Source organism: Shewanella sp. 125m-1 (assembly GCF_052977065.1).
Window position 1 is genome coordinate 36,249 of sequence record NZ_JBRILT010000008.1, and the last position, 26,754, is coordinate 63,002.

The following is a 26,754-nucleotide window of genomic DNA, read 5'->3' on the forward strand; positions in this document are numbered from 1 at the left end:
CGAGCTTTTTTATTTCAGTAAGCCGTTATTAACTGGACGAGCTGACTAACTCACCTTTTTTAAATAACTTCCATTCACCGGGAGTTAATACGTTCCACTGTTCGTTATTAGTTAAAGGCCTTGTGGCTATCACCGTGACAACATCGTTAGGTGTGGTCTCTTTATCAAAGTCAATCACCACATCGGTATCAATCAACTTAGCTTTGCCAAAAGGCGCGCGTCGAGTGATATAGCAAAGGTTATTGCTGCAATAACTCATAAGGTGTTCACCGTCACTTAAGATCATATTGAACACACCTAATGTGCGAATTTCATCGGCGAGTGTCGAAATATAATCATAAACCGCTAGCCTATCAGCAGGAGCTGTATCACCAAATGCCTCAACCACTTTGTCCATGATCCAACAAAAAGCCATTTCACTATCGGTATCCCCTACCGCGGTAAAACGCTTTGAGACAAATTTTTGCTCATAACCACTTAGCTGACCATTATGGGCGTATGTCCAATACTGGCCCCAAAGCTCACGCGTAAACGGGTGGGTATTTTCAAGTGAAACACAACCTCGATTAGCTTGACGGATATGACTTACAACCACTTCGCTTTTTATCGGGTACGATTTTATAAGCTGTGCAACATGAGACTCGCTACTCGGGCGCGCATCTTTAAAGGTGCGGTTACCTTTACCTTCGTAAAACGTGATCCCCCAACCATCGACATGTGGTCCAGTTACACCCCCTCGTTGGGCAAGCCCTGTAAAACTAAATACAATATCGGTCGGAACATTGGCACTCATGGCCAGTAACTCGCACATTAATCTCTATCCCGTTTATCTATTACTATCTTCTCTAATTACACCATTTTACTCACTTGATAGCCATTGTGAAATGTTTATCCCGATACAAAAATTTAAACATTTGTTTAAAAAAATCTTGTATTAAAATTAACTAAGGTTTAGATTTTGTGAGACACAGGTCTGACCACGCACTATAATTGTGAGGAAGAACCTAAAATAAGTGCCTTTAGCACCACTATAGGTCACACATAAAAGGAGAATTACAGTGACGACCCTACTTTGGATCTTGGCGATGATTGTGACGATAGGCGCATTTGCTTATCTCAGAGTCTCTTTACTAACTGCCACCTTAGGCACCGCGATTGTATTAGCAATTGGTACCGGAGCCGCAAGTGTAAGCCCATTACTGTGGGTAGTATTTCTTGTCATTGCTCTACCTCTTAATATCAGCTCATTTAGACAAAACGTTATTACTCGCCCACTTCTAAAAATGTACCGCGGCATCATGCCGGAGATGTCTTCCACAGAAAAAGAAGCCATCGAAGCGGGAACCACCTGGTGGGAAGCCGACCTATTCGCTGGCAAGCCTGACTGGCGCAAGCTACACAATTACCCAAAAGCGAGCTTAAGCGCAGAAGAGCAAGCTTTCTTAGATGGTCCAGTTGAAGAAGTATGTCGCATGCTAAACCAGCATCAAGTGTCTCATGAACTTGGTGATCTTCCTGAAGAGATCTGGCAATACCTTAAAGATCATGGTTTCTTTGCCATGATTATCAAAAAGAAGTACGGCGGTTTAGAGTATTCGGCTTACGCTCAATCACGTGTTCTGCAAAAACTTGCAGGTCTAAGCAGTGAGCTGGCTTCAACCGTTGGTGTACCTAACTCACTCGGTCCTGGTGAATTACTACAGCATTATGGTACTACCGCTCAGCAAGACCATTACTTACCTCGCCTTGCTAAAGGCTTAGAAGTACCTTGTTTTGCACTAACAAGCCCAGAAGCTGGTAGTGATGCTGGCGCAATTCCTGATTACGGTATTGTCTGTAAAGGTGAATGGGAAGGCGAAGAAATATTAGGTATGAAGCTAACCTGGAACAAACGCTATATTACCCTTGCTCCAGTTGCTACCGTACTGGGGCTTGCTTTTAAACTTCGCGATCCAGATCAACTGCTTGGTACTCAAGAAGAACTCGGCATCACCTGTGCTCTAATCCCTACCGATATTGAAGGTGTTGAAACTGGACGTCGTCACTTCCCACTAAACTGTATGTTCCAAAATGGTCCTACTCGTGGCAATGAAGTGTTTGTACCGCTAAGCTTTATCATTGGCGGCGTTGAAATGGCTGGCCAAGGCTGGAGAATGTTAGTTGAGTGTCTATCGGTTGGCCGTGGTATTACCTTGCCGTCTAACTCTGCCGGAGGCATTAAAACCGCAGCACTCGCAACAGGCGCTTACGCCCGTATTCGTCGTCAGTTTAAGTTACCTATCGGTAAGCTTGAAGGGATCGAAGAGCCAATGGCGCGCATTGGCGGCAATGCTTATCTAATGGATGCGGTGACCTCACTGACAACGACGGGTATTGATCTTGGCGAAAAGCCGTCAGTTATCTCAGCCATTGTAAAATATCACCTAACAGACAGAATGCAGCGATGCGTTATTGACGCGATGGACATTCATGGTGGTAAAGGTGTGTGCTTAGGCCCAAATAACTACTTAGGCCGCGGATATCAGGCTGCACCCATTGCGATTACCGTAGAAGGTGCCAACATTCTTACCCGTTCGATGATTATCTATGGCCAAGGGGCTATTCGTTGTCATCCGTATGTATTAGCCGAGATGGAATCAGCATTTGATACCGACGCAAGCAGGGGCCTACGCGATTTTGACACGGCTATATTTGGTCACATTGGATTTACCACCAGCAACCTAGTCCGTAGTTTCTGGATGGGTCTAACGTCGAGCCGCTTCTCTAACGCGCCATATTCAGATAAGACTAAACGTTACTATCAGCAGATGAACCGCTTTAGCGCTAACTTAGCACTACTATCGGACCTTGCGATGGCCACTCTTGGCGGTAACCTTAAGCGTAAAGAGCGGATCTCTGCCCGTCTTGGCGACCTACTTAGCCAGCTGTATCTTGCTTCAGCAACCCTTAAGCGCTATGAAGATGAAGGTCGTTTGACTGAAGATCTGCCACTCGTGCAATGGGCTGTAGAAGATTCACTATACAAGTTACAATCATCGCTTGATGACCTATTAGATAACTTCCCTATGGGTCTAGGTGTTGCGCTGCGAGCTGTGATCTTCCCATTTGGTCGTCCACTTAAGCGCCCAAGTGACATACTTGACCATAAGGTAGCAAAAATCATGCAAACACCTTGTGCAAGTCGTGACCGTTTAGGCAAAGGCCAGTTCTGGACGCCTAGCGAACATAACGCTGTGGGTATTCAAGAACAAACCTTTAAAGATATCTTGGCATCTGAGCCGATCTACGACAAAGTCTGTAAAGCGGCAGGTAAGCGCCTGCCATTCATGTGGCTTGATAAAATCGCAGCTGAAGGTAAGGCGCTTGGGGTACTAAGTGAAGATGAGATTGCCTTGCTTGAGCGAGCTGAAATCGGCCGTATGAAGTCAATCAATGTCGATGATTTTGACCCAGAAGAGTTAAAAGCGCGCACACTTGAGTACACTCAACAGGTACAAGCTGCGTAAGCTTTTCTTGTAAGCTTCTCATGTAGGTTTGACTGATAAACTTTAGTAATAAGCACTACGAAAAAGAGGCCTAAGCTGATAACTTAGGCCTCTTTTTATTGGCTTATTATTGATAAATCGCCCTCATAAAAGACAATCAATACAGTATCAAATAACCAATTAGCTTAAATCGAAACGGTCTGAGTTCATGACTTTAGCCCACACTGCAACAAAGTCCTGCACGAACTTTTGTTTATTATCATCCTGAGCGTAAACTTCTGCATAGGCGCGAAGAATGGCGTTGGAGCCAAACACAAGATCAACTCGTGTTGCGGTCCACTTAACCTTCCCCGTTTTGCGATCACTGATTTCATACAAATTATTACCTGCGGGTTTCCACGTGTTATTCATGTCGGTCAGATTAACAAAGAAATCATTTGTCAGAACTCCCGGATGTTCGGTTAATACTCCATGGCTCATGCCGGCATAGTTTGTACCTAATACGCGCATACCACCGACGAGTACCGTCATCTCTAGTGCTGAGAGTCCAAGCAACTGCGTTTGATCAAGCATCAACTCCTCAGCGCTAACCACATAATCTTTCTTTAACCAATTACGATAACCATCATGGAGAGGTTCTAAAACATGAAAAGATTCAATATCGGTCATTTCCGCCACAGCATCTCCACGGCCTGGCGAAAATGGCACACTGATATCAAACCCTGCTGCCTTAGCGGCCTGCTCGACACCAAGGTTACCAGCAAGCACAATGACATCTGCCACACTCACGCCATTTTTTACAGCAATGGGTTCGAGCACGGCTAACACCCGGTTAAGCTTTTCAGGCTCGTTGCCTTGCCAGTCACTTTGTGGTGCCAAACGGATCCGTGCCCCATTAGCACCGCCGCGAAGATCAGAGCCACGGAAGGTTCTTGCACTGTCCCATGCAGTTGTGACCATCTCGCTAATACTTAGACCACACGCCATTATTTGCGCCTTAATCGACGCGACATCGTAATCACTGCGTCCACTAGGCACAGGATCTTGCCAAAGCAGTTCAGCATCTGGTACATCAGGGCCTATATACCTTGTTTTCGGCCCCATATCACGGTGAGTCAGCTTGAACCATGCCCTAGCAAATACTGCAGAAAAGTGTTCAGGATCCTTGTAAAAACGTGCTGAAATCTTCTGGTAATCGGGATCTAACTTCATCGCCATATCGGCATCGGTCATAATAGGATTGTAGCGCCTGGTCAGATCTTCAACATCGACAGGCTTATCCTCTTCTTTGATATTAATCGGTTCCCACTGCCAAGCACCTGCGGGGCTTTTATTTAGCTGCCACTCATGGTTGAGTAGTAACGTAAAATAACCGTTGTCCCACTGAGTTGGATGCGTTGTCCATGCACCTTCAAGGCCACTTGACACCGTATCACGGCCTATCCCTCGTTGGCTTTTGTTTATCCAGCCCAAACCTTGGTCCTCTACATCTGCCCCTTCAGGGACTGGACCTAACAGCTCTGCATCACCATTACCGTGACATTTACCTACGGTATGTCCGCCAGCGGTTAGTGCAACGGTTTCTTCATCATTCATCGCCATTCTCTCAAAGGTGACGCGCACATCTTTGGCTGTTTTTAGTGGGTCTGGCTTACCATCAACCCCTTCAGGATTAACATAGATAAGCCCCATCATCACAGAGGCTAGCGGGTTTTCAAGATCGCGCTCGCCAGAGTATCGACTGCCTTCGCTGCCGCTGGGGGCTAACCATTCTTTTTCTGCCCCCCAGTAAATATCCTTTTCAGGATGCCAGATATCCTCACGACCAAAGCCAAAACCAAAGGTTTTAAGGCCCATTGATTCATAAGCTATGGTGCCCGCATAAGCAATCAAATCAGCCCAGCTCAGCTTGTTGCCATATTTCTTTTTAATTGGCCAAAGTAGACGGCGAGCCTTATCTAAATTGACATTATCTGGCCAGGAATTAAGTGGCGCAAAACGTTGATTTCCCCTACCCGCACCGCCTCGGCCATCTGCCGTACGGTAAGTCCCTGCGGCATGCCAAGACAAACGGATCATTAGCCCTCCGTAATGCCCCCAATCAGCTGGCCACCAGGACTGACTATCGGTCATCAGTGCATGCAGATCTTTCTTAAGTGCATCTACATCTAATTGTTTCACCTGTTCACGGTAGTTAAACCCTTCCCCCATCGGGTTAGTTTTCCTATCGTGTTGATGCAAAATATCGAGGTTTAGCGCCTTAGGCCACCACTCCATATTCGACATACTCATTTCAGTGGCGCCGCCATGCATTACAGGGCATTTGTTGTCAGCCATAATTATCCTCCATCGTTTAATTAACCCTATCCAAACGAGTAAAGCGCAATATATTGGACAGTTAAGTTAACTAGTGTAGTTGCTTATGGTGACTTTTCGACATCATGATGGTTTATGTTCTGGCTTAAACTTTCAATTTTCTAAAGAAGCTTAGCCAAGTTCATTAGCAGCAGTTGCCATCTCTTAACCATCAATATCTGAGTACGCTTATACAGCGATGGGCTCGACACCTTTGTTATGCACTAAAATGGCTTCATCAATGACAGCGTATGAAAGAAAGTGTACTGATACTCGTCTGGAACAAAAAGATGAAACGCTTTTTAATGCCGCAGTCCCTTCTCGGCGCTATCAATAACTAGGGCGGATACCACGGAGCACCTATATAAAAAGCTGATGTATTAATAAAGATGGTTGTTTGAATGCTTTAGTTTGAATGCTTTAGTTGGAATGCTTTAGCTTTAATTGCTTTAGTCTGCCAGCAACCACTGACAGTATTGTTTAAACTGCTGTCAGCGCTTTTATATGCGGTGCTTATATACTCGCTGCATATAAAAGCGCTGCATAATAACCTCTTACTTCAGTAATACTATAAGCTTAGTAAGAGGTCTAAATATGCCTTTGACAAAAAAGGGAGTCATTAACCTCACTCTAACTGTGAAAAGGAGTGTGGGCGAATGAGCTCTTTTTTCATAAGGTGAACAGACCCACCGAAAAAGCTATGGATCTTCAAGCTAGTGAGACTACGACACAGGCTTAGTCGTTATCGTTAGCAATAGCGGTTGCTGCACCAATAATGGCTCCACCAACCAATACTCCCGTCAGAAAATTATCATTTTTATGTTTCCATCTGTCATGGCGGTTATCACTCAATGCATGACGAATTTCACGGCGTGCTTCGCGTTTTTCTCTGGCGACCTCACGGTAACCCTCACGAATTTCACGTTTGGCGCATTTTCGAGTCTTGCAACGTAACACTTCACGGGCAGCTTCGCGTTTTTCGCGGTTAACTTCGCGGCTCCCCTCACGGATCTCTTTACGAACTTCATACCGACCAGCATTGGCATCAAAGCTTACAAGACTGGACATCATCAATACCGTCGATACCATCATGGCAAGTGTTAGGCCTTGTTTCATTTCTCGCCTCTCGTGTCTTGGTAAAATACGCCAGCACGTTTTTCAAAGTTTGCCAACGCTTCTTTGCACTCCTGCACATTGAGTTCAATATTGCTACCGTATCCAAAGCTAGCAGCATAGAGAAACGCTCTGTCACCCCCCAAGGTGCGACTGATTTCACTATTGATATTCATGGCCTCGGTTTCTAACTGCGCACGTTGCTCTTCTGTCACACAGCCAAGGGCTAAACCAGTCTGATAGCCAAAATTTTTCAGCCCTGTATCAATTTGCTGTTCTTTTAATAGAACGTCCTGTTGTAATAGAACGTCCGGCTGAGATGCGTCAGCCAAGACTGGTGTTGTTAATACCGTTATTGCTACGAGTAATATTATATTAGAGGTGCGATGCATAAATTTCTCCAGTTCCCCAACCTTTGCCTAATTACACTTTTTGAAGTTTAGCACTTCACAACAAGTGAGTAAGTTTCAGTGATTCTTCGCTGATGGCGTTAGTAGGCCTGTGTGGAAATGAACGCAAGCTGAACGCAGACTACAGGTTAGACAATACGACAACGACAAGGGTTCTATTTGATTGGCTGTTATAGCAGCGTTTGACTCATTAATCACAGAGACAAAGACATGAGTGTCGACATAGAAAAACACTGGCAGATAGCCAGTGCTTTAGTTTCATCGCCGAGTAAAAAATCACAACAAACTACCGTTAATCAAAGCATAGCCAAACAGGATGGCGACGATTAATAGTTTAAAGATCAATGCTGATCTTGCAATCTGTAAGGAAGGTCCATCTCAGAGGCTAAAGAGAACAAAAGCCCATGGCTCCTGTCCTCTTTTTATTTTACTGTACCAATGAATAGAAGATTGCCGAGATTGAAACTAGTCCGATAATCACTACAAAAACATTACTGATGGTACCTGAGTATTGCTTCATCGCTGGTACTTTCATGATGGCGTACATCGGCATGATAAACAGCAGCAGCGCGATGATTGGTCCACCTAGACTTTCAATCATTCCCAAAATATTGGGGTTGATAGTTGCGACGGCCCAAGTGGTCAGTAGCATAAAACCAGCAGTAACACGGTTCAGAATAACAGGGTTGACCTCTTTTCCCTTACCGCGTGCAGCCTTGATAATTAAACCATTAAAGCCTTCACTCGCCCCAATATAGTGGCCAAAAAATGACTTAGTGATAGCGATGATAGCAACAATTGGTGCGACATAGGCAATAATGGGTGTATCAAAATGGTTTGCCAGATAAGTTAATATCGACACATTTTGCGCTTTCGCCTCAGCTAAATTGGCAGGCGATAGGCTAAACACACAACTAAATACGAAAAACATCACTGTTACAACCATAAGAATATGGCTAAAAGCTAAGATCCGTGAACACTGTTTCTCAGCATTATCACCGTGAAACTTTCTACGATCGACTGCGAAGGAGGAAATAACCGGAGAGTGGTTAAATGAAAATACCATCACAGGTAGTATTAACCACAATGCCATTAAGATGGTGCTGATCCCACCTTCAGCAGGCATCACATTGCTAAATATTGACGTATTCCAGTAAGGGATTAGGTAAACAGAAAGCAACAGTAGCACGGCAACGAATGGGAAAACCAGTATACTCATCGCCTTGATAATTAACTGTTCACCTAAACGAACTACGGCGATCAAGCCAATAATCAAGATTAAGGCCAGGGTTGCGCGGTTAGGCGGAGTCATGCCTAGCTGATGTTGCATAAAGCTTTCAACAGTATTGGTAAGTGCAACACTGTAGACGAGCAAAATCGGGTAGATGGCAAAGAAATAAAGTAAGGTGATGACCTTACCCATACCAACTCCAAAATGCTCCTCTACCACCTCGGTGATCCCAGCTTCTGGATTTGAACCCGATAACACAAAACGAGTCAGTCCGCGATGAGCGAAGAAGGTCATTGGCAGTGCCAGTAGCGCCATGATAATGAGAGGGATCAAGCCACCTTGGGCCGCATTAATTGGCAGGAAAAGGGTGCCCGCCCCCACAGCTGTACCATATAGCCCCAATACCCATAGAGTATCGCTCTTGTTCCAGCTTGATTTAACCTTGACTTGTGCCGAGGTATTTTCAGTTTTGTTAATTACAGAGTCCATTATGGACAACTCCTTAGACGGTTCTTATATGACCTTTTAAGGGTTCTGTTTTCATATCTAAATCACAGATTTCAGCTGAAAATATTAATCTCAGCAACACCGGCAACATAAGATAGGGAGTTTAACCACAAAGAGTGAATGAAAAACTGGCAGAACCTAGTAAAGGCCGCGCAGTATAGGGAAGAGAGTTAGGGATAAATGTGATTTCGAACAAACTTATTTAGGTTTTACAAATGAACCAACCTGTTCGTTGGTTTTTTAACCTACAGAAGAGAAGTTAAACTGCTACTCATGCAGTTCTCGGCGTGTCATAGCTAAAGTCGCCTCAAGAAAACTCGGACTCTACCTCAGCAACAGAGCTCTATTGCTTGCTATAGCATCGAGCTGACTCACTTGCTTTTTAACAGATGCAGCTCACCACGGCGAATATGGCGAAGCCATGTGCTAATAAGCGAGAGCTAGGGATAGCGAACTGGCCGTTAAACACGGACGTTATTGGAACACGGAGCGCTACGCTACACGAAGAAAGGCAACAGCTAGAACAAAAGCTGTGGTAAAAGGCTCGTCATCAAACATTTTGATCTTTTGCGCTACGATCTTCTCCGTGACCTCCGTGAAAGCGAAGCGCTTAGGGTAAAATTAGTGCTTTTGGAAAAATCATACTTACCTACATGTTCAACGCAAGTTAGCTCATTTTTGGACAAAAGTCAGTTGAAGCTTGCAGCTCGACTAGCCCTTACAGCGATATCAAACTTCGTTTGATTACAAAGCCCCAAAAGACTCGATATATTTTGGTTAAGAGTGGCATCCAACAAAAGTGGTTCCAATGGCCTGCGGCCAGCGCATGTGCAGACACTTCTGAGACTCGCTGCAAGCACGTCCATGTGAGCTCAACGAAAACATCCATGTTTTCGACGGTCTCAGCTGTATCTACACCGAGTTGGAACAGCATAATCTTTAATGTTTAGAGTTACGGCTAAAGCTCTAGCTCGTTTTTGGACAAAAACGCGTTGGATCAAAGGCTCTAAATGTGGTGGGGGGATTAGTAAATGTATGGTAATCAGATAAAGTTTACCCTGACCTCACACATCTCGAATGGCCTCGTTAGAGCTCGGAGGCAGAGTGCCAAACCATTTTCTTTAGCTCTCCCCCTAAACTACCATCCGCTTCTTTTAATGCTCTGAATCCGAGCTTTGAATACAGACTATATGCTGCTCCATTTCTTAAAGATACATTCAAAACCACAGAAGCAAAACCTTGTGATTTAGCATGGCCGAGCAACTCCTTGACTAAGCTTACGCCAATACCGCCATTTCTTTTTTCGGGCTTTACCCACATGGAAACTAGCTCGTATTGTCCTTCAGTGTGAACACCACCGACTAATCCGACATCTTCTCCATTACAGCGAGCAAGTAAAAATTTTAACCCATTTACTTCCGAAGCGATTGACTTCCATTTTTCGTCGGAAATCTTTTTTGCTTCCTGATAGGTAAGCCCAAATGCATCGGGAGAATCAAGAAGTGACTCTAGTCTAATATTTTTTAACGAATCCCAATTGCTTTCAGTAACGGGCACGATATTCATAGCTTTGGAGCCCTAACGCCCTGTTAAGGGGCTAAATATAGTTGGCTAAAATCATGAGCGAAGCGAACAAAGCCAACGGTATTTTGTCCCACTTGCACAGCTTGTTATAACTCTTTTACTAAACAGTATGTTACATGACCTTTGGGGTAATCAGGCAATTCACCAAAAACTTTGTATCCACGCTTCTCATAAAATGGTTTTGCTTGAAAGCTAAGAGTTTCTGTACGCATAAAACCAAAGCCTTTTTCTTTGGCAAAGTTTTCGGCTGCATCCATTAATTTACTACCAATGCCTTGCCCTCTAGTTTCGTCAGATAACCATAATAACTCGAGGGTACAATAATTCCAGAATGCTACTGCTCTTATACCTCCTACGACTTTTCCATTTTCATCTTTAGCGAATGCAGCAAATTTAGTGTCAGGTTCGAAAACCACATCGTCTGAAATGTACTTTTGGTTATAGGACTGAATACCTTTACTTATAGTTTCAAGATCTTGTTTATTAGGTGAGGTTGTTACTTCGATGTTCATTTCTTCATCCGAGATAGAGAGTTATAACAGCTTATTATCCTGCGTCTCGGATAAATCCCTGCTCTTTATTAATTTACGTCAAAACTAGCAACGTAACTCATTGATGTAAAGGAGTTAATATTGCTGACATTAACAAAAGTTGAATGTACTATCCCCGCAAAGTAATGCAGAACATTTATCGGGTCTCTTGTAAGATTAAAGCGGAAATCTAACTGTATGATAAGCAATTGCTATTTCAGATGTTAAAAATTTATCGATGCAATTATTTCACTTTTTAGCATCGATAAATCTGTCTGATTCATCAAGGTCATTATACCTGTACAGGATTACAGCGGTTTTTGCATACATAAAGGGGTCGGAGCGAATTAGCGCCAGATAATAAACTAGCCTTATAGCCATAACTCCGAATCACCAGAATTATGCTTGTCTAACTCAGTGTTGATGCGGCCGTGACCGTCCATGATATGGACGTCATGGCCGAGCTTACAAGGATGTATTTATAGCGTGTCACGACAGTATCTGCACATACGCCCGCGGCAGGCGATTAAGAACAATGAAGGTGCAACTCATAATTCGCTATCAGATAGCGCTACCCCAAAAAATGTAATGACCCTTCATTCAAAGGTTAACTAACTTTGGGGCATTTCCGTGTTAGACACCAAACCACTATGGCTTAAATGAGTGCTCCAATTATCCGGTGTAGATACGGCTGCGGGCTTCGGTTTCAGGGATGAAACCGCAGAGCGTATAGGGACATATTTACAGCGTCTCGCAGCAGTGTCTGCACATACCCCGCTGGAGGCGCTTGATAACTCTAAAGCGACAATTTCAAATTAGCAGCCCTGTAGCCACAGCTCAGACAAATAATGTAATCAGTTTTCATTCGAAGGCTAACGAGCTTTGGGGCATTCCCAACTTATAAGATGAACAATTAAAGCCCAAATGTAAGTACCAATTATTCTGTGTAGATACGGCTGCGAACAGCAGCAAACATCAAAAAAACAATCAGCAAAAACCTTTCCATATTAACCTTGCCACAGAAACAGGATCAGCCCTTAAATCCTTCTACTGATACTCTTCACTTCCACATAGCATAGCGAACAAATAGGGGCTGTATCTTACAATTTAATCTCTCATTGTCTTAAGTAGCGATATACGTTTAATGTGCTGCTAATTCGATAGCTTGCTCACGTAAATAATCCATACCTGCTAGGAATCCACTGAACATCTTTAAAGCAATAAATTGGCCTGCTTCTGTGGTTTTATAACTATCTCCTTGCTTAATAAGGGCCCCTGCGGCTAATAAATAGGTTAACTCAATAGGAAAGGCTTGCCACAGGCTTTTGCCCGTATGCGCTTTAAATAAAGCATTATCTAAATGCCCTTTGCCCATCATTATCATCAAATGATGTTGGTTTATTGATTTATCGCTCAGTACTTTATGGTGACTGGTACCAACATACCCTTGATTAATGAGTTGGATATAGCGATCAATATTAAAGCTCGATACTTGAAACTGCGACCCAAAACGGCCGAATGCTCCCGAGCCGACCCCAAAACAATTCTCCCCATCTAGCACATATTTATTATCGACTTTTTGACCAAAATTACGACTGTATGTCCAAGGAAACTCCATCATATAGCGTTCTGACATTGCTTGTTTTGCGGCCAAAAATTGTGGCCATAAATCTTCAGGCTTACCCGCCAAACATTTAGATTTTTTTCGGCTCTTGCCTATTCCTAAAGTGAGCGGGTAAGTAGTAATTTGGTCAGGTTCAAGCTGGATCATGCGTTTAATATCGGCCACTACACTATCGGGTGTTTGCCCTTTAAAACCATACATTAGATCTACATTGACCGTAGGGAATAGTTCAATCCCTCTTTTAATATCGATGGCCTGCTCATCACCTGAGCCAAACTTTTCAAAACGGCCACTGGCTTTCAATATTTGATCATCAAAGCTTTGTAAGCCAATACTCATCCTATCAACTAAGCCATCGAGCAATTCTGGATTACCGGTTTTAAAGTAACTAGGATCGGTCTCACAAGAGACTTCACGCACCGTAGTTAAGCTTTTAATCAATTCTATTGTTTTAACAAGTTCATCTTCTAAAATCGTTGTGGTACCGCCACCGATATAAACTCGATTAAAACGTAAACCCGCCCCAATCACTCGCTTTATCTCTTTACGCAGGGCTTCAAAATATAGCTTGGCCTTTTCTTGATTGTATTTAACTTTATGAAACGAGCAAAAACGGCACAACGTATGGCAAAATGGAATATGGATGTAGAGAGTTTCAATTTTTTGCTCTTCGGTAAAGCTTACAGATGAATGACCTAATGGGAACGCTTTGGCGTCAGCCAAACTAAGGGATTGCTTAATCGTATGTTGCATGACGAGATCAAGACTTTGGGTTGCTAATGACTGTCGTAAATAGGCAAATGACATAACTCACCTTTAATGATGAATTTACCTGTGTTTCAGGTAAGGAGATTTCCATACCTTACTCGTTGATAATATTGAAAAGTGTGTTGTAAATCTGATGTTTAAAATTATTTTCATTCTCAGCTAACAATCTTATAAATATGTTACATAGCACAAATAAAATCGCTGACTTTTTATACGTTAGCGGCGATATAGCTCATGTCGATTGAGTTCTTTAGCGATGAGTGACTGAAATAGTAGTAAGTACGCCCCTACCAGCTTCACTCTATAGATTAATGCTCAACGATAAGACTAACGCCTTAAGATTGGTGATGCCTGTTTTGCAAGATAAAACCAACAAAGTGGATTGAGTCGAGTTAATGACTCAGCCGCCAATAGCCAAGGTAACAACGGGCACTGTAATCATCTATAACATCACCTCTGCACCTCAATAATTAAACACACCACTTCTGATTGAAAAGAGTTGATAAAGTCTATCAGTTTCCACCTCGTACAAGCTGAAGTGGAAACAAATATAAGATGATTAAAAAACAGATTCTCTAGCTGGTACCGACTTTATCCGGTTGCTCACTGCTCATCTCAAGCTTAATCGCATCCGCAGGGATTAAGCTAATAAGCTCAACCCCTGTTAGCAGCTCAGTATCTAATGCAGCGCTAATTACCCTTACTTTTCCATCTTGCAAATAAATAAGCGGAATTGCAGCTTGTCCATATTGGGCCATAAACATGGCGTAGTTAAAGCTTTCAGTCAGGCTGGTGCTTTTAATACTAGCCCCTTTCGCCATTAAACTCGCAAGCTTAGAATATGAGACCCCTTCACCAAATAAACATAAGCGTTTTAAGTAGGATTCAGACAACTGATGGCGAGCACTCGATGTTTCACCATGATTTAGCCCGTAGACCTTTTCACTGCCAAATACATCTTGGAAGTAAAAACTCACTAAGGGGTTAAGTTGACGATAAGGTGACATCACCAAGACGCGACCAATACCGTCCATATTCATATGGTTTTCAGCATGTTCAGATGCAGGGTTACCAAAATATACCGGAATATTGTCCATGCGAGCGAGACGAATATTATCCCAGTTATTATCGGCTAGTAGCACTGTCACGCCTTTTGATTGTAACGTTTTAGCAAGCGCTCTCGGCAACTTAGACGCACCAAAAATGAGTAACCCTTGTGATGAGTCCGCGGTAACACCTAGCATCTTTGCCCATTTCCCGGCGGTTAAACTCTGAATAACAACAGTGCCAATAATGATTAAAAAAACAAGCGGTACAATAAGCTCTGCGCCTTGGATCCCAATGGATTCAAGCTTGATGGCAAACAGAGATGATACCGCCGCCGCCACAATGCCGCGCGGTGCTACCCAGCTTAAAAACCACTTGTCACCACTTGAAAGCGATGTACCAACACCACAGCACCAAATACTTAATGGACGAGCAACCAGCATTACCACGGCCAATAACGCAAGCCCTTCCCAACCGAGACTCAACAGCGCGTCGGCGTTAAGTCGCGCTGCAAGCAGAATAAACAGCGCAGAAATGAGTAATACAGTCAGCGTTTCCTTAAACTCTAAAATATCGGCAATGTCGACCCCTTTCATATTCGCTAACCAAATACCCATAACAGTTACAGACAATAGGCCCGATTCTTCTTCCAATATGTTAGAGCCTACAAATACGGCTAGCATTAAGGTTAGCACTGCGGTATTTCGCAGATAATGGGGCAACAAATTATTACGCAGCACAAGGCCCACTAGATAGCCACTCAATACACCAAAGCCTAATCCTACAATTAACATGGCACTTAGTGCATGCAAAACATGAGTCGTGGGATCTGCCGCAACGGCGATATATTCAAACACTAAAACAGCAAGTAAAGCACCAATAGGGTCGATAACAATCCCCTCCCAACGTAATATGCTGGCAAGCTCTGTTTTAGGTCTTACACTTCTGAGCATAGGCACGATAACCGTTGGGCCTGTTACCACCACCAGCGCACCAAACAGCAAAGCCATCGACCAATCAAAATCAAGTAAGTAAAAGGTACCAAGCGTAATACAGGCCCATGTAATGACGGTGCCTAAGGTCACCAATCGGGTGACCATGGCACCATGCTCTTTTATCTCTTTAAAGTTTAGCGTTAACGCCCCTTCAAATAAGATCACCGCGACGCCGAGTGAAATAATTGGAAATAACAGATCACCAAATATCGCGTCAGGATTTAAGAAACCAAGGCCCGGCCCTAGTAAAAGACCACATAAGAGTAGCGGGAGAATAGCGGGCAGTCTTAGCTTCCACCCTATCCACTGACAAAACAACGATAAAACACCTAGCAAAGCAAGCATCCCAGTGATCTGCTCTAGCATAGCCTATTTCCTTATCTGCTCATTTCTAGCGAAATATGTATTTGTTAAAAGAAGCCATTGAGTGTAAAAACTATAGCTAAACCTGAGTAAAATACGATAACACCAAGAAAAGTAAATCAAAATTTCCGTAAAATGATTTAGGTGGATAAGAATACAGCTATGGCTAGGTTAGCAACGACATCGCGTTTAAAAGGGGCTGTACATCTGTCAGTCTTGCGGGGATAAAGCACAATGGCTTTAATAGAATAAATATATTTAATTATAATAACTTACAGTAGATTCAGCCACGGAGTAAAGTAACATTTGCTACTTTGATTGATAAGCTCATTAGTGGTCGTTTGTTTTGCAAGCCATTACTTATCGTCCCTGTTAACGATACTAACAAAGATGAGAGCTTAAATAGCAGTCAATCTGCATATCGCACTTTTTACCTATAAAGTCGCAACTGAATGATACATTATCGGAGTTTGCTCGGCACCTTGGGGGCAATACCAAATGGAGTTGCTATCAATGAGTCTTTTCATCACAGCATTTTTGGTGATTTTTTTAGTATGGATAATCCCGATCACCTTAATATTAAGATCACCTAGAACCCAAGGCGCCGAAAAAGCGGCTAGGATATTAGCAATGGTTCTTATTTCTTAGTTTGCTTGGGTATTTTACTTACTCATCGCGCCCACAAATAAGCGAGAAGCTTAAGCTTATGTCGGCAATTGGTATAACTCAGGAACAGCTGAATCCAAAACCTGGGCTAAACAATGCCTTATAAAGTAGCAGCGTTGAAACGAAAAAAGCCCCTGCAATCTTCAATAAAAAGAAATGCAGAGGCTTTTATCTTTATGTTGGCGGAGCGGACGGGACTCGAACCCGCGACCCCCGGCGTGACAGGCCGGTATTCTAACCAACTGAACTACCGCTCCTAAACTTTACTAGAATTCAATCATGTTGACTTCTAATGTTACTCGTTATGTCACTAACAAATAACTAAAATTTAGCACTTGATTGGCGGAGCGGACGGGACTCGAACCCGCGACCCCCGGCGTGACAGGCCGGTATTCTAACCAACTGAACTACCGCTCCACATCAAGTGCGTTGAATAATACGTAGAGTGAGGTAGCCCGTCAATAAGTTTTTTATAAGAACTTAATCAACAAGTCGAAAAACGAACAATTAGACTTTATCTTCAACAATTTGTTGATAAAAACTACCTTCTATCGCTCTTAGGCTCAACACTATCTTCTGGCATGGTTAAATCGATTTGATCCAGCTCTAGCAACATCTTCTCTTTACGCACCTCTGTTTCTAAACGCGCCTGCGTTGCTGCTAATGCTTTTTTGAGGTTACTGCGCTTACGAATGAACAATAAAATCAGTATACCTAATACGATCAATGCAATATTGATGGATACGATTAATACGATAGCATCCTCTTTTGCCTGTTGCTCCTGCAACTTAGCGATCGCATCGGCTCTTGCAGCAAGTTCTTCTTTAGTAGGAGGAGGCTCAGGTGGCTGGATCAGATTAAAAAACAGCTCGGGTAAGCTTAGATAGATCTCTCTTCCGTTAACTGTGGTACTCACCGCATTGAGCTTTAAATGATAACTACCAAAATCCATGACCTTAGGCAGCACAAAGTGGCTATTAGCTTCCTTAAAGTCGGTAATCGTTAGCGGGATCATCTTGCCTGCTGGGCCCTTTATTTCCGCCTCAAGATGCGTTTGCTCAAGTTTAAGTACTTGATCGTTTAACTTAATAGCTAAAGTCCAGACTCCCGATTTGGGATCGTCAGGTGTCAATAACTCAACTTCGACTGGGCGCGGGGATAATCTAAACGGCTCGGTATATTGCCTTTCAAGCACAGCATTGTTAGCCCGCACTTGCAGTGTGTAGCCACCCCATGGCTGCTCTAGATCTAAATCACTGGTAAAGGTCCCGTCATCAGGTCGCTCATCCAGTGCTTCTCCGTTATCTCTATACGTGCCAACGATAAGCGTTCCTGCCGCATAATTTTCATCGGCAGAATGGTTGTCACTTACAAATCGAGCAGTCCAGCTCATCATAAAGTCAAGACCCGGCAAGCGCACTTTTTGTTCATCGCCGAGTAATCTTGCCGTTAATTTAACCCGTTCACCTTGAAACAGTGGCTGTGGAATGGGATCGACATCAATTGAAAGCTTTGACACCTTATCAATCACTGAACCTTCTACCACTTGACCAATCAATTGCCACGGTCCTGGCATAGGCTGGTTAATGGTGATCATGTCACCCGTTAAGCCTTCCATCCAGGCGACTTTATCCTCAGGATGGCGGTTCACATACCATTTGCTGCCATCTGGACGCACAATGATAACGGGGGCACTGCCGTACTCTCTATGAATGAGCAAGGTTACCGACTCAACCATATGATCGATTCTAAAACGATTCTTTAACTCCGAAGCATGCGAAGAAAGCACGACATTAGCCAAAGCTGCAATGCTAACTGAAAAATAACAAATTAAGAAAACCGCTACATATTTAACGCTTCTAATCATAGAGAAGTTCATAAATTGACGTTTATCCGCGCCAGAGGCATTGTCCTGATTTCGCAACTAAGTCTAGTCGCTCTTCGTGTCTTATCAGTTCATCGGCCGATGCGGCGATCACTTTAAGTTTTGCTCTATCTGCACTTAAGCGTTGGATCCCCCCGCCCTCTTGCCCTGCTTTTTCACTTGAAAGGTTAAACTTGGTTTGGCCACCTGTCATTAACAGGTAAACGTCAGCCAAAATCTCAGCATCGAGTAATGCGCCGTGAAGATCACGGGCCGAATTATCGATACCATAGCGCTTACACAAGGCATCCAAGTTATTCTTTTGCCCTGGATGTAAATGTTTAGCGATTGCGAGCGAATCGAGGATTTGACAAATATCAGCTGTTTTAGGGCCACGCGGCTGTAACATTGAAAACTCGTGATCCATAAAGCTAACGTCGAAGCTCGCGTTATGTGCAACAATTTCAGCGCCGTCGATAAACTCAATAAAGCTTTGTGCTACCTCATGAAACTTAGGTTTATCAGCCACAAACTCATTCGTTATACCGTGAACCGCAATCGCTTCTGGGTCAATCGGCTGTTGCGGATTGATGTACTCGTGATAATGACGCCCAGTTAAGCGGCGATTGATGACTTCAACACAACCGATTTCAATGATCCTATGACCCAAGTAAATTGGACCGCTCGATTGGTTCATACCTGTGGTTTCGGTATCGAGAATAATTTGTCGCTTTGCGCTTGAAACAATATTCATATGAATTTATACATTTCTCAGTTAAATTTTTTGGGTATACTCGCCCAGCAATTATAGCTATGGTAGCAACTTGATGACTGGACTGAAACAGATCTCTATCTATACCGACGGTTCTTGCCTCGGAAATCCTGGCCCTGGCGGTTATGGCATCGTTTTAAAGTATAAAAAGCAAACAAAAGAGCTTGCTGATGGCTTTGCCCTTACCACGAACAATCGCATGGAGCTATTGGCCCCGATTGTCGCGCTAGAAGTGTTACAAGTGCCGTGTCAGGTTATCTTAACCAGCGATAGTCAGTATATGCGCCAAGGGATCACCCAATGGATCCACGGTTGGAAGCGTAAAGGCTGGATCACCTCCACCAATCAACCAGTAAAAAACGTCGATCTGTGGAAACGTCTTGACGCAGTATCCCAACGCCACCAAATTGACTGGCGTTGGGTTAAAGGCCACGCAGGTCATGCTGAAAATGAGCGTTGTGACGATCTTGCCCGCCAAGCCGCTGAAGCTAAACCTAAGCAAGAAGACACCGGTTACATTATCCAACAAGAAAGCCTAGACCAAAGCTAGCGTTGCGCTCAATTAAGTCAACTTGAGTCGTTAGCTTTCGCTGTTTAAAAAACCTTGGCAAAAGTCAATAAAGGCTAAGCCTAACGGATTAAAATTACGACTCTTATGGTGGATACGATAGAACTTACGCTCTAGTGCTAAGCCTTCCACTTCGATAAGCGCCAATTCTTTGCGAATGAGCTCTTTTTCAAGAGTCAGTTCCGATAAAACGCCTAATCCCGCGCCTTGCTTAACAGCTTCCTTAATAGCATCGGGGGTAGAAAAGCGGAATTTTTCTTGTGGCTGTATATCAAGGGCATTCGCAGCACTGACAAAGCAGTCTCGGGTACCTGAGCCCTCTTCTCGCATCACCCAAGGCATATTACGCAATTCACTCGGCGCAACTCGTTTTCCAGCTAGCGGGTGAGCGGGATGGCAAAAAACCAATAACTTGTCTTTATGCCATGCTTCAACAGCAATACGGCTATCAAGACACTGACTTTCGATAAAGCCCATTTCGCTTTTAAATTCAAGCACGGCATTGATCACTGCCTGGCTGTTATCGATATCGACATTAACCAATGTATTGGTATGTTGCTGACAAAAGGCGACGGCGCTTCTGGCCAGTAAATAATTGCCTATAGTTGAGCTGGCACTAATTGTCAGATTACCGCCAAGTTCAGCCCCTGCTGGCGAAAAGGTATGCTCAATTTGATCGATTTTTTGTAACGCTTCAGTGGCCAAAGGCAACAACAAACTGCCTTGCGAATTTAAGCGTAATCGATTGCCTACTCGCTCAAATAAGCGAGTATCTAATTGTTTCTCTAACTCAGATAGCGCCATCGATGCAGCAGGAGATGACAAGTTAACCATCTCAGCTGCTTTAGCAACTTGACCACTGCGAGCTACCGCCTCAAAAATGGCCAACTGTTTTAATGTTATACGCATCAAGACTCTTTATTTATAATTTGAAAATGATAACCATTGCCATAAAGGCGCTAAGTTTACTTACTATGATGAGTATTAGATGCATGACCTGTACGCCCAGCACTCGGCGCTGTCGACCAATTTCGTTGTTTAACTCTTCGCTTTGCCTGTATTGGCGTTAACGGTGTTTCTAACTTTTTCGCCACCAGCACATAAACACTGCCGGTACTCGGTAACCAAGACTTAAGCGCATGAGACCAAATATTATCAACCTTCGTCTCTGTAAGAAGATGATGGTGCAGTAAGCGTTCATCGGCAACCACTTGATACCCTAATAATCCTAGCCAATCTTTTACCCGTGAAGGCATAAAAAAGTGCCCATTCCAAGGGATCTCTTGCTGATGTTTAGGCAACATTTGTCCGATAAACATCGGGCTAAGTGGGTTAAAACCAACAATCACTAAATGCCCACCAGAAATAAGGACTCTATCGACCTCTCTCAGTATGCGGTAAGGGTCTGCCTCAAACTCTATAATAAAGTTCATCACCACGGCATCGATACTAAGATTTTGAATGGGTAGCTGACTATAGTCTCCCTCTATGCTCGCCTGTGGCTGATCATATAAAGAGTATTGCTTACTGATCCCTACCCCTGGTTTGTCTATTTTATGGCTCAAAGGGCCAAGATTTAACATATAGTAACCAAAAATTCTTGGCCACCATGGGGATAAAGCCTGCTCAACACTTTCGCGAATAACAGCCCCACTCGGAAGTTCCGACCAATGATAAGGTTTTAACGGTAATTGAGACTGTGACAAATCGACCTCCAAAATCACTCTTGTCTACTTTAATAACGAAAGCGGTATACAAGCAATAGCTTTGGTCAGTAAACTTGTTTAAGCGCTCAAATTAATTTTGTTGAGCTGTTAATTTCTTCAAATAGAGAGCCTCGATATGTTACAGATAACTCCATTGCCCGCGTTAAACGATAATTATATCTGGCTGCTTCAATCACAGCAAAGTACTGGTGTCTATGTCGTCGACCCCAGTGATGGGCAAGTGGTTATTGATTATTTAACTCTCAGAAAACAGCCCCTGCTAGGGATTTTAATAACCCATCACCACTATGATCATACAGATGGTATCGAACCATTGCTCAACCATTTTGGCCAAAACGTACCTGTATATGGCCCACAGAGTGAAAATATAAAAGGTGTCAATCGTCCTATCACTGCAGGCGTTACTCTTGCGCTAGAAAATTGCGAATTAAATGCAAGGGTTATTCAGGTACCCGGTCACACATTGGGCCATATTAGTTATTTAATCGAAGATGCCCTATTTTGCGGTGACACCCTATTTAGTGGCGGGTGTGGGCGATTATTTGAAGGTACCGCAGAGCAGATGTATCAGTCATTAATGCAATTAAGCCACCTGCCAGACAATACTCGTGTATTTTGTGCTCATGAATACACATTAGCAAACCTTAAATTTGCTGCAAGAGTTGAACCGACAAATCCAGCGCTTATCGAATACACAGCAAAAGCTCGCACCCTGAGAGCGCAAAATAAACCGACCTTGCCTTCATCAATTGGCTTAGAAAAAGCCATTAACCCATTTTTAAGAGCAGGTAGTACAGAAATCCAGCAAATTTTAGCCGTTCAATTCCAACAACCTATCAGCAATCCCTTGCAAAGCTTCGCACTTCTGCGTCAATGGAAAGACAATTTCTAAAAAATAATCTACAATAGCCCGCTATTTCAGTGCCACTAAGCCAGAACTAAGCAAGGGTTATCTGGCTTTTTTGAGCCTAATTTAAGGACACACATTTTACATGCGCGTACCACTTTTATTCGTCGCGGGGGGGATTGCCCTGTTGACAGGTTGTCAAAATTTCGGCGACCAGCAGACTGTAGAAAGGATTCCCACTACACCTGTCGTAGTAGAAAAAGTCACCGTAGCACCCATTGTACCTGAAGTCGTAGAGACCGTTGAGATCACTGATATCTGGCAACGTATTCGTCTAGACATGCAGATGGAAGTACCCGATGAAAAACTCGTTCGCCAATATCGCGATTGGTACATCAAACATCCACAGCATTTAGAACGTGTATCTGAGCGTGCTACGCCATTTATGTATCTCATTGTTGAAGAAATTGAGAAGCGTAACTTACCGATAGAGCTTGCTTTGCTCCCCATCGTTGAGAGCGCTTTCGATCCATTTGCCTATTCTCATGGCGCCGCATCTGGTCTGTGGCAGTTCACATCCCCTATGGCTCGTCACTTCGGGCTTGAAATGAACTGGTGGTATGACGGTCGACGCGATGTACCGGCTGCAACAACTGCAGCTCTTGACATGCTTGAGTATCTTCATGGTAAGACAGGTCAAAACTGGTTATATGCGATTGCCGCGTACAACACTGGCGAAGGTCGAGTGATCAACGCAGCTAAACGTAATAAGAAGAAAGGTCTACCAACTGATTTTTTCAGCCTGAACTTACCCAGAGAAACTGAGCGCTATGTACCTCAGCTACTCGCTTTAGCTGACGTAATTAAAAATGCCGATAAATATGGTATTAAACTTACGCCTATAAGTAATCAACCACAGATTGAAGTCGTGGATATTGGAAGCCAGATTGACTTAGCGCTTGCAGCAGACATTGCCAATATGACCACTTCTGAACTACATAAGCTCAATCCTGGTTATAACCGCTGGGCGACAGCGCCTGACGGACCACATTTGCTTGTATTACCCGTTGATAAAGCTGACGCATTTAAACTTGCGTTAAACAATACTGATACTAAAGAGCGCTTAAATTGGGAACGTTATAAAGTTAAGTCTGGCGATAGCTTAGGCTTAATAGCAAAACGCTATAACACAACCATCTCAGCGTTAAAGTCGGTGAATGATATTAATGGCAATACTATTGTTGCAGGTAAGTTTTTACTGATCCCTGTAGCGGCTAAGAATTTAGATGAATATCTGTTATCAGCAGATCAACGTCTAAATCGCCAGCAGAATAAAAATCATGGTGCAAGTAAAGTTACCTACAAAGTAAAATCGGGTGATTCACTGTGGAAAATAGCTAAACAACATAGCGTTAAAACGGCTCAGCTTGCTAGCTGGAATAGCATGGCGCCAAAAGATCCGTTACAAATAGGCCAAAAACTGGTTATTTGGTCAGGTAGCAAGTCAAACAAGGGGAGCTTAAGTGAAGTAACGCGTACCGTGAACTACAAGGTGCGTAATGGCGACTCTTTAGCTCGTATCGCGAGTAAGTTCAATGTCAGTGTGAACGAATTAGTTCGCTGGAACTCACTCGAGAAGACTAAATACATTCAGCCAGGGCAAATGCTTAAGCTGTATGTTGATATGACTAAAGTCAGAGCGTAAAACCATAATAGGTTTTACTGGCTGATAAACATAAAAAAGGCGACCAATAGTCGCCTTTTTTAATGCTTGTCGTTTAACAATTACATTGTGTATTGATAAGTCACAGGCAACATTGCAGGAGTCTGCGATTCTGTCGCTTTGCCTGCAAACAGCGCCTTTAGACTATAGCCTTTAGTGATTTTGGCCGCGACGCTCGCTGGGATAGTAAATTTAACATTTTGCGTCTTACCTGCTGGCATTACCGTTTCTCTCAAGGCTTGGGTAAACATCATCTCGTTAGACCAAGCCCAAACTCGGTGTCCAGAAGGATCGAGTAACCATAAATCGGCTGTCATTCCAGAGATAAACATTAATGGCACGCCATAGCGTTGGTTGTTAGTATATTGCAGAGTCACATTTGCTTTATCATTCACCAATAGCTTCGCATCTAACAATCCCTTGCTCATCGACTTTTCCTTTGTAGGCACTCTGTCTTTCGCACTCCCTGCATCAACGACACCGCCAGCAACAATATTGGTGCTAGCACTCGGTGATGCTGCAACAGGCTGTACTGATGTTTTAGCGCTAGGCTGAACTGCTGATTGAGACTCCTGAGTATTTTCTACGGCAGTGTCAACATTTGCGGTCTCAGTTTGCTGCTCTGAGCAGGCCACCAAACTAAAAGCCAGCAGCGGGAACATTAATATTTTTAGCATTACAGGCCTCCAAACTTCTTAAATAAGCTATCTTTCAATTTATTTGTTTCATCTTTCAGTTTTGAGTCCAGTAGCGCTTTAGTATCTAAGGCAAACTTAGGCTCTGACATGGTGCCAGTGATCAAAAATGGGATCTCAACACCATAGAGAGCATCTCGCTTATCACCGCCCTGACCTTCTAACGAGCCAACAACTGATGTTGTTAACTTATAATCTAACGCTTCATTGAGAATATTAGCAGTACCCTTGCCCTTAAGTCGGATAAGTGGAGAAGCCATATCAAGATCGGGATTCGTTATCACACCATTAGCGATATTAAATGAGCCAGTCATGCTGGTGAAATCAGTCTTTTGCTCAGTAGAACCTGAACCAGCTGATAGGTCTCCACCTAACTTTGCCTTTGCTTCACGGATCATTTGCGGGATGTTAACCCCATGAATAGCTCCATCAGCAATTTCAAACTGCCCGTTTGCAATCAAGTTCTTTTTCAAGTTATCTGGAATTAAGCTCTTACCTTTACCAGTTACATTGAAGTTAGCTTTACCATCTAACATATCAATGTCGGCCATATCGATTAATAAGGCACGAATGTCGACCCCTGTCAGACGTTCATTAAATTGATATTGAGCGACTTTATTTCGACCATCGATTTTCGCTGATGCGTTAACTTTACCCCCATACAGATCCGCTGATAATTGCTTCATATCTGCTACGCCACCTTTCATCACTAATTGCATCACCCAGTTTTGAGTTTTTAAATTAGCGACCTTAACCGACTTGACTCTCACGTCGACATCAAGATTAACCTTTTTCATCGCGGTTAAATCGGGTTCAACAGCTTTAGCTGAGCTTGGTGATGGCTTACTGTCTTTGGTTTGCTGAGCTTCACCTTTAGGTCGCAGCGCATCAAGATCAACATCACCAACCTCAAGCTTAGCAACGACACTTGGGACAGTATGACCATAAGCCACATCAAGTGAACCAGATGCATCAATATTGGCCGCGTTCAAGCTAGACAGTACTAAGCTAAGCGTTTGTTTTTCCAAAGCGACAACTAAAGAGGTATTAAGATCGACCTTCAACTTGCCATTAGGAAGTCCTTCGCCAGTCACTTGATTACCGATGACAAAATCGTTAATGGTTATAGTTTTAAGATCGTGTGCGACTTTAATTTGGCCTTCACCTTGGCTAACCAGGTTCATATCGGGCAAAGTTGCAGAAAACTCATACTTTAGCGGGGCAAACTCACCCAGTTGAAAACGGCCTAATGTTAGCTCTTTTAGGGCGAAGACTTGTTCAGTCTGAGCAGCATGGTTAATATTGACTATCTTAGTATTGGTTATCGTAATACCACCAATATCAAGGCGCGCTAGACTCGAGCCACTAGTTGCATTCGCAGTAGATTTATCTGCATTGGCGTTTTTACCGGCCTCACCACTTAAACCGTCAAAGCTAGTGCGACCATTTTTTTGAGTCTCTAACATCAAGGTCAAGCCGTCGAGGTTAAGCTGTGAAATCTCTACTTCTTTTTTAAATAGTGGCATTAATGCCACCTCTGCAACCACTTCATTTACGGCAAGCATTGATGGATTTTGAAACCCATCTGGATTTGATAAGGTAATTTGCCCAAGCTTAATGCCTAAGGTCGGGAAAAACGTCCACGACAAATCACTACCGATAATCAGTTCTCTACCGGTCTCTTCTTTCACCAAGTCGACGATTTGTGGTTTAAAATCGTTCGGGTCAAAAATCAAAGTGACATAGAGCACTAAAGCAAGAACTAATCCTAGGATTGAAATAAAAAACCATTTTAAAAATTTCATAGCAGGTTCCATCTGTTAAAACTAAGAAAACAATATCAGTAACTAACTAATATAAGAGACTAATATAGAAATTCA

General features: G+C 43.3%; 20 protein-coding genes and 2 tRNA genes. 5 read left to right on the plus strand and 17 right to left on the minus strand.

Translation table 11 applies throughout. The features are described 5' to 3' along the window. Positions 1 to 28: 28 nt before the first annotated feature. Positions 29 to 811: a class II glutamine amidotransferase gene (locus ACVBIK_RS05905; protein WP_447159859.1), complete on the minus strand. Its 783-nt coding sequence runs from the start codon at positions 809 to 811 to the stop codon at positions 29 to 31. A gap of 247 nt (positions 812 to 1,058) precedes the next feature. On the opposite strand from ACVBIK_RS05905, the gene fadE reads away from it, so the two are divergent. Next, positions 1,059 to 3,506 carry an acyl-CoA dehydrogenase FadE gene (fadE, locus tag ACVBIK_RS05910; protein ID WP_447169287.1) on the plus strand — a complete coding sequence of 816 codons (2,448 nt, stop codon included), beginning with the start codon at positions 1,059 to 1,061 and terminating at the stop codon, positions 3,504 to 3,506. Between the two features lie 159 nt (positions 3,507 to 3,665). On the opposite strand, the gene katG is transcribed toward fadE, so the two are convergent. The 6 genes from katG to ACVBIK_RS05940 all read right to left on the minus strand — a co-directional run bounded on the left by katG (position 3,666) and on the right by ACVBIK_RS05940 (position 11,197). Next, positions 3,666 to 5,822 (minus strand): catalase/peroxidase HPI, encoded by a 2,157-nt coding sequence (gene katG, locus ACVBIK_RS05915; RefSeq protein ID WP_447169288.1) that lies wholly within the window; start codon positions 5,820 to 5,822, stop codon positions 3,666 to 3,668. A gap of 753 nt (positions 5,823 to 6,575) precedes the next feature. After that, positions 6,576 to 6,956 carry a hypothetical protein gene (locus ACVBIK_RS05920; protein ID WP_447167280.1) on the minus strand — a complete coding sequence of 127 codons (381 nt, stop codon included), beginning with the start codon at positions 6,954 to 6,956 and terminating at the stop codon, positions 6,576 to 6,578. Then, entirely contained in the window at positions 6,953 to 7,345 is a 393-nt protein-coding gene (locus ACVBIK_RS05925; protein ID WP_447169289.1) for a hypothetical protein, read from the minus strand. Before ACVBIK_RS05925 ends, ACVBIK_RS05920 begins: the two co-directional genes overlap by 4 nt. A 445-nt stretch (positions 7,346 to 7,790) precedes the next feature. Continuing rightward, on the minus strand, positions 7,791 to 9,083 hold the full coding sequence (locus ACVBIK_RS05930; protein WP_447159864.1) for a serine/threonine transporter: 1,293 nt from the start codon (positions 9,081 to 9,083) through the stop codon (positions 7,791 to 7,793). Between the two features lie 1,104 nt (positions 9,084 to 10,187). Next, the gene (locus ACVBIK_RS05935; RefSeq protein WP_447159865.1) at positions 10,188 to 10,667 is read right to left on the minus strand and encodes a GNAT family N-acetyltransferase; all 480 of its coding nucleotides are present in this window, start codon (positions 10,665 to 10,667) and stop codon (positions 10,188 to 10,190) included. A 104-nt stretch (positions 10,668 to 10,771) separates the two neighbouring features. Then, positions 10,772 to 11,197 (minus strand): GNAT family N-acetyltransferase, encoded by a 426-nt coding sequence (locus ACVBIK_RS05940; protein ID WP_447159866.1) that lies wholly within the window; start codon positions 11,195 to 11,197, stop codon positions 10,772 to 10,774. A 681-nt stretch (positions 11,198 to 11,878) separates the two neighbouring features. On the opposite strand from ACVBIK_RS05940, the gene ACVBIK_RS05945 reads away from it, so the two are divergent. After that, positions 11,879 to 12,034: a hypothetical protein gene (locus ACVBIK_RS05945; protein ID WP_447159867.1), complete on the plus strand. Its 156-nt coding sequence runs from the start codon at positions 11,879 to 11,881 to the stop codon at positions 12,032 to 12,034. A gap of 322 nt (positions 12,035 to 12,356) precedes the next feature. On the opposite strand, the gene ACVBIK_RS05950 is transcribed toward ACVBIK_RS05945, so the two are convergent. The 6 genes from ACVBIK_RS05950 to dnaQ form a co-directional block, all read right to left on the minus strand. Beyond that, positions 12,357 to 13,646 carry a coproporphyrinogen III oxidase family protein gene (locus tag ACVBIK_RS05950; RefSeq protein ID WP_447169290.1) on the minus strand — a complete coding sequence of 430 codons (1,290 nt, stop codon included), beginning with the start codon at positions 13,644 to 13,646 and terminating at the stop codon, positions 12,357 to 12,359. A gap of 536 nt (positions 13,647 to 14,182) precedes the next feature. Then, positions 14,183 to 16,015, minus strand: coding sequence for a cation:proton antiporter (locus tag ACVBIK_RS05955; protein WP_447169291.1), 1,833 nt, complete (start codon positions 16,013 to 16,015; stop codon positions 14,183 to 14,185). An 843-nt stretch (positions 16,016 to 16,858) separates the two neighbouring features. Next, positions 16,859 to 16,935 (minus strand) — tRNA-Asp (locus ACVBIK_RS05960). Between the two features lie 83 nt (positions 16,936 to 17,018). Further along, positions 17,019 to 17,095: transfer RNA gene (locus ACVBIK_RS05965), tRNA-Asp, on the minus strand. A gap of 124 nt (positions 17,096 to 17,219) precedes the next feature. After that, the gene (locus ACVBIK_RS05970; RefSeq protein WP_447164085.1) at positions 17,220 to 18,557 is read right to left on the minus strand and encodes a TIGR03503 family protein; all 1,338 of its coding nucleotides are present in this window, start codon (positions 18,555 to 18,557) and stop codon (positions 17,220 to 17,222) included. A gap of 10 nt (positions 18,558 to 18,567) precedes the next feature. Continuing rightward, a complete protein-coding gene (gene dnaQ, locus ACVBIK_RS05975) occupies positions 18,568 to 19,296 on the minus strand; it encodes a DNA polymerase III subunit epsilon (protein WP_447159871.1) in 729 nt (242 codons plus the stop codon). A gap of 73 nt (positions 19,297 to 19,369) precedes the next feature. On the opposite strand from dnaQ, the gene rnhA reads away from it, so the two are divergent. After that, entirely contained in the window at positions 19,370 to 19,864 is a 495-nt protein-coding gene (gene rnhA / locus ACVBIK_RS05980) for a ribonuclease HI (protein WP_447169292.1), read from the plus strand. Between the two features lie 30 nt (positions 19,865 to 19,894). Here rnhA and ACVBIK_RS05985 read toward each other — a convergent pair whose 3' ends face one another. Both ACVBIK_RS05985 and ACVBIK_RS05990 read right to left on the minus strand, forming a co-directional pair. Next, the gene (locus tag ACVBIK_RS05985; protein WP_447169293.1) at positions 19,895 to 20,791 is read right to left on the minus strand and encodes a LysR substrate-binding domain-containing protein; all 897 of its coding nucleotides are present in this window, start codon (positions 20,789 to 20,791) and stop codon (positions 19,895 to 19,897) included. Between the two features lie 56 nt (positions 20,792 to 20,847). Further along, positions 20,848 to 21,588, minus strand: coding sequence for a class I SAM-dependent methyltransferase (locus tag ACVBIK_RS05990; protein WP_447169294.1), 741 nt, complete (start codon positions 21,586 to 21,588; stop codon positions 20,848 to 20,850). Positions 21,589 to 21,724: 136 nt separating this feature from the next. Here ACVBIK_RS05990 and gloB point away from each other — a divergent pair, with 136 nt between their 5' ends. Both gloB and ACVBIK_RS06000 read left to right on the plus strand, forming a co-directional pair. After that, the gene (gene gloB, locus ACVBIK_RS05995) at positions 21,725 to 22,501 is read left to right on the plus strand and encodes a hydroxyacylglutathione hydrolase (RefSeq protein ID WP_447164083.1); all 777 of its coding nucleotides are present in this window, start codon (positions 21,725 to 21,727) and stop codon (positions 22,499 to 22,501) included. A gap of 100 nt (positions 22,502 to 22,601) precedes the next feature. Next, positions 22,602 to 24,161 (plus strand): LysM peptidoglycan-binding domain-containing protein, encoded by a 1,560-nt coding sequence (locus ACVBIK_RS06000; RefSeq protein WP_447159876.1) that lies wholly within the window; start codon positions 22,602 to 22,604, stop codon positions 24,159 to 24,161. Positions 24,162 to 24,241: 80 nt separating this feature from the next. Here the strand turns inward: ACVBIK_RS06000 and ACVBIK_RS06005 are convergent, their stop codons facing one another. Continuing rightward, the gene (locus ACVBIK_RS06005; RefSeq protein ID WP_447159877.1) at positions 24,242 to 24,856 is read right to left on the minus strand and encodes a BsuPI-related putative proteinase inhibitor; all 615 of its coding nucleotides are present in this window, start codon (positions 24,854 to 24,856) and stop codon (positions 24,242 to 24,244) included. Continuing rightward, complete coding sequence (locus ACVBIK_RS06010; protein ID WP_447159878.1) at positions 24,856 to 26,679, minus strand: AsmA family protein; 1,824 nt, start codon at positions 26,677 to 26,679, stop codon at positions 24,856 to 24,858. Before ACVBIK_RS06010 ends, ACVBIK_RS06005 begins: the two co-directional genes overlap by 1 nt. Positions 26,680 to 26,754: the final 75 nt, after the last annotated feature.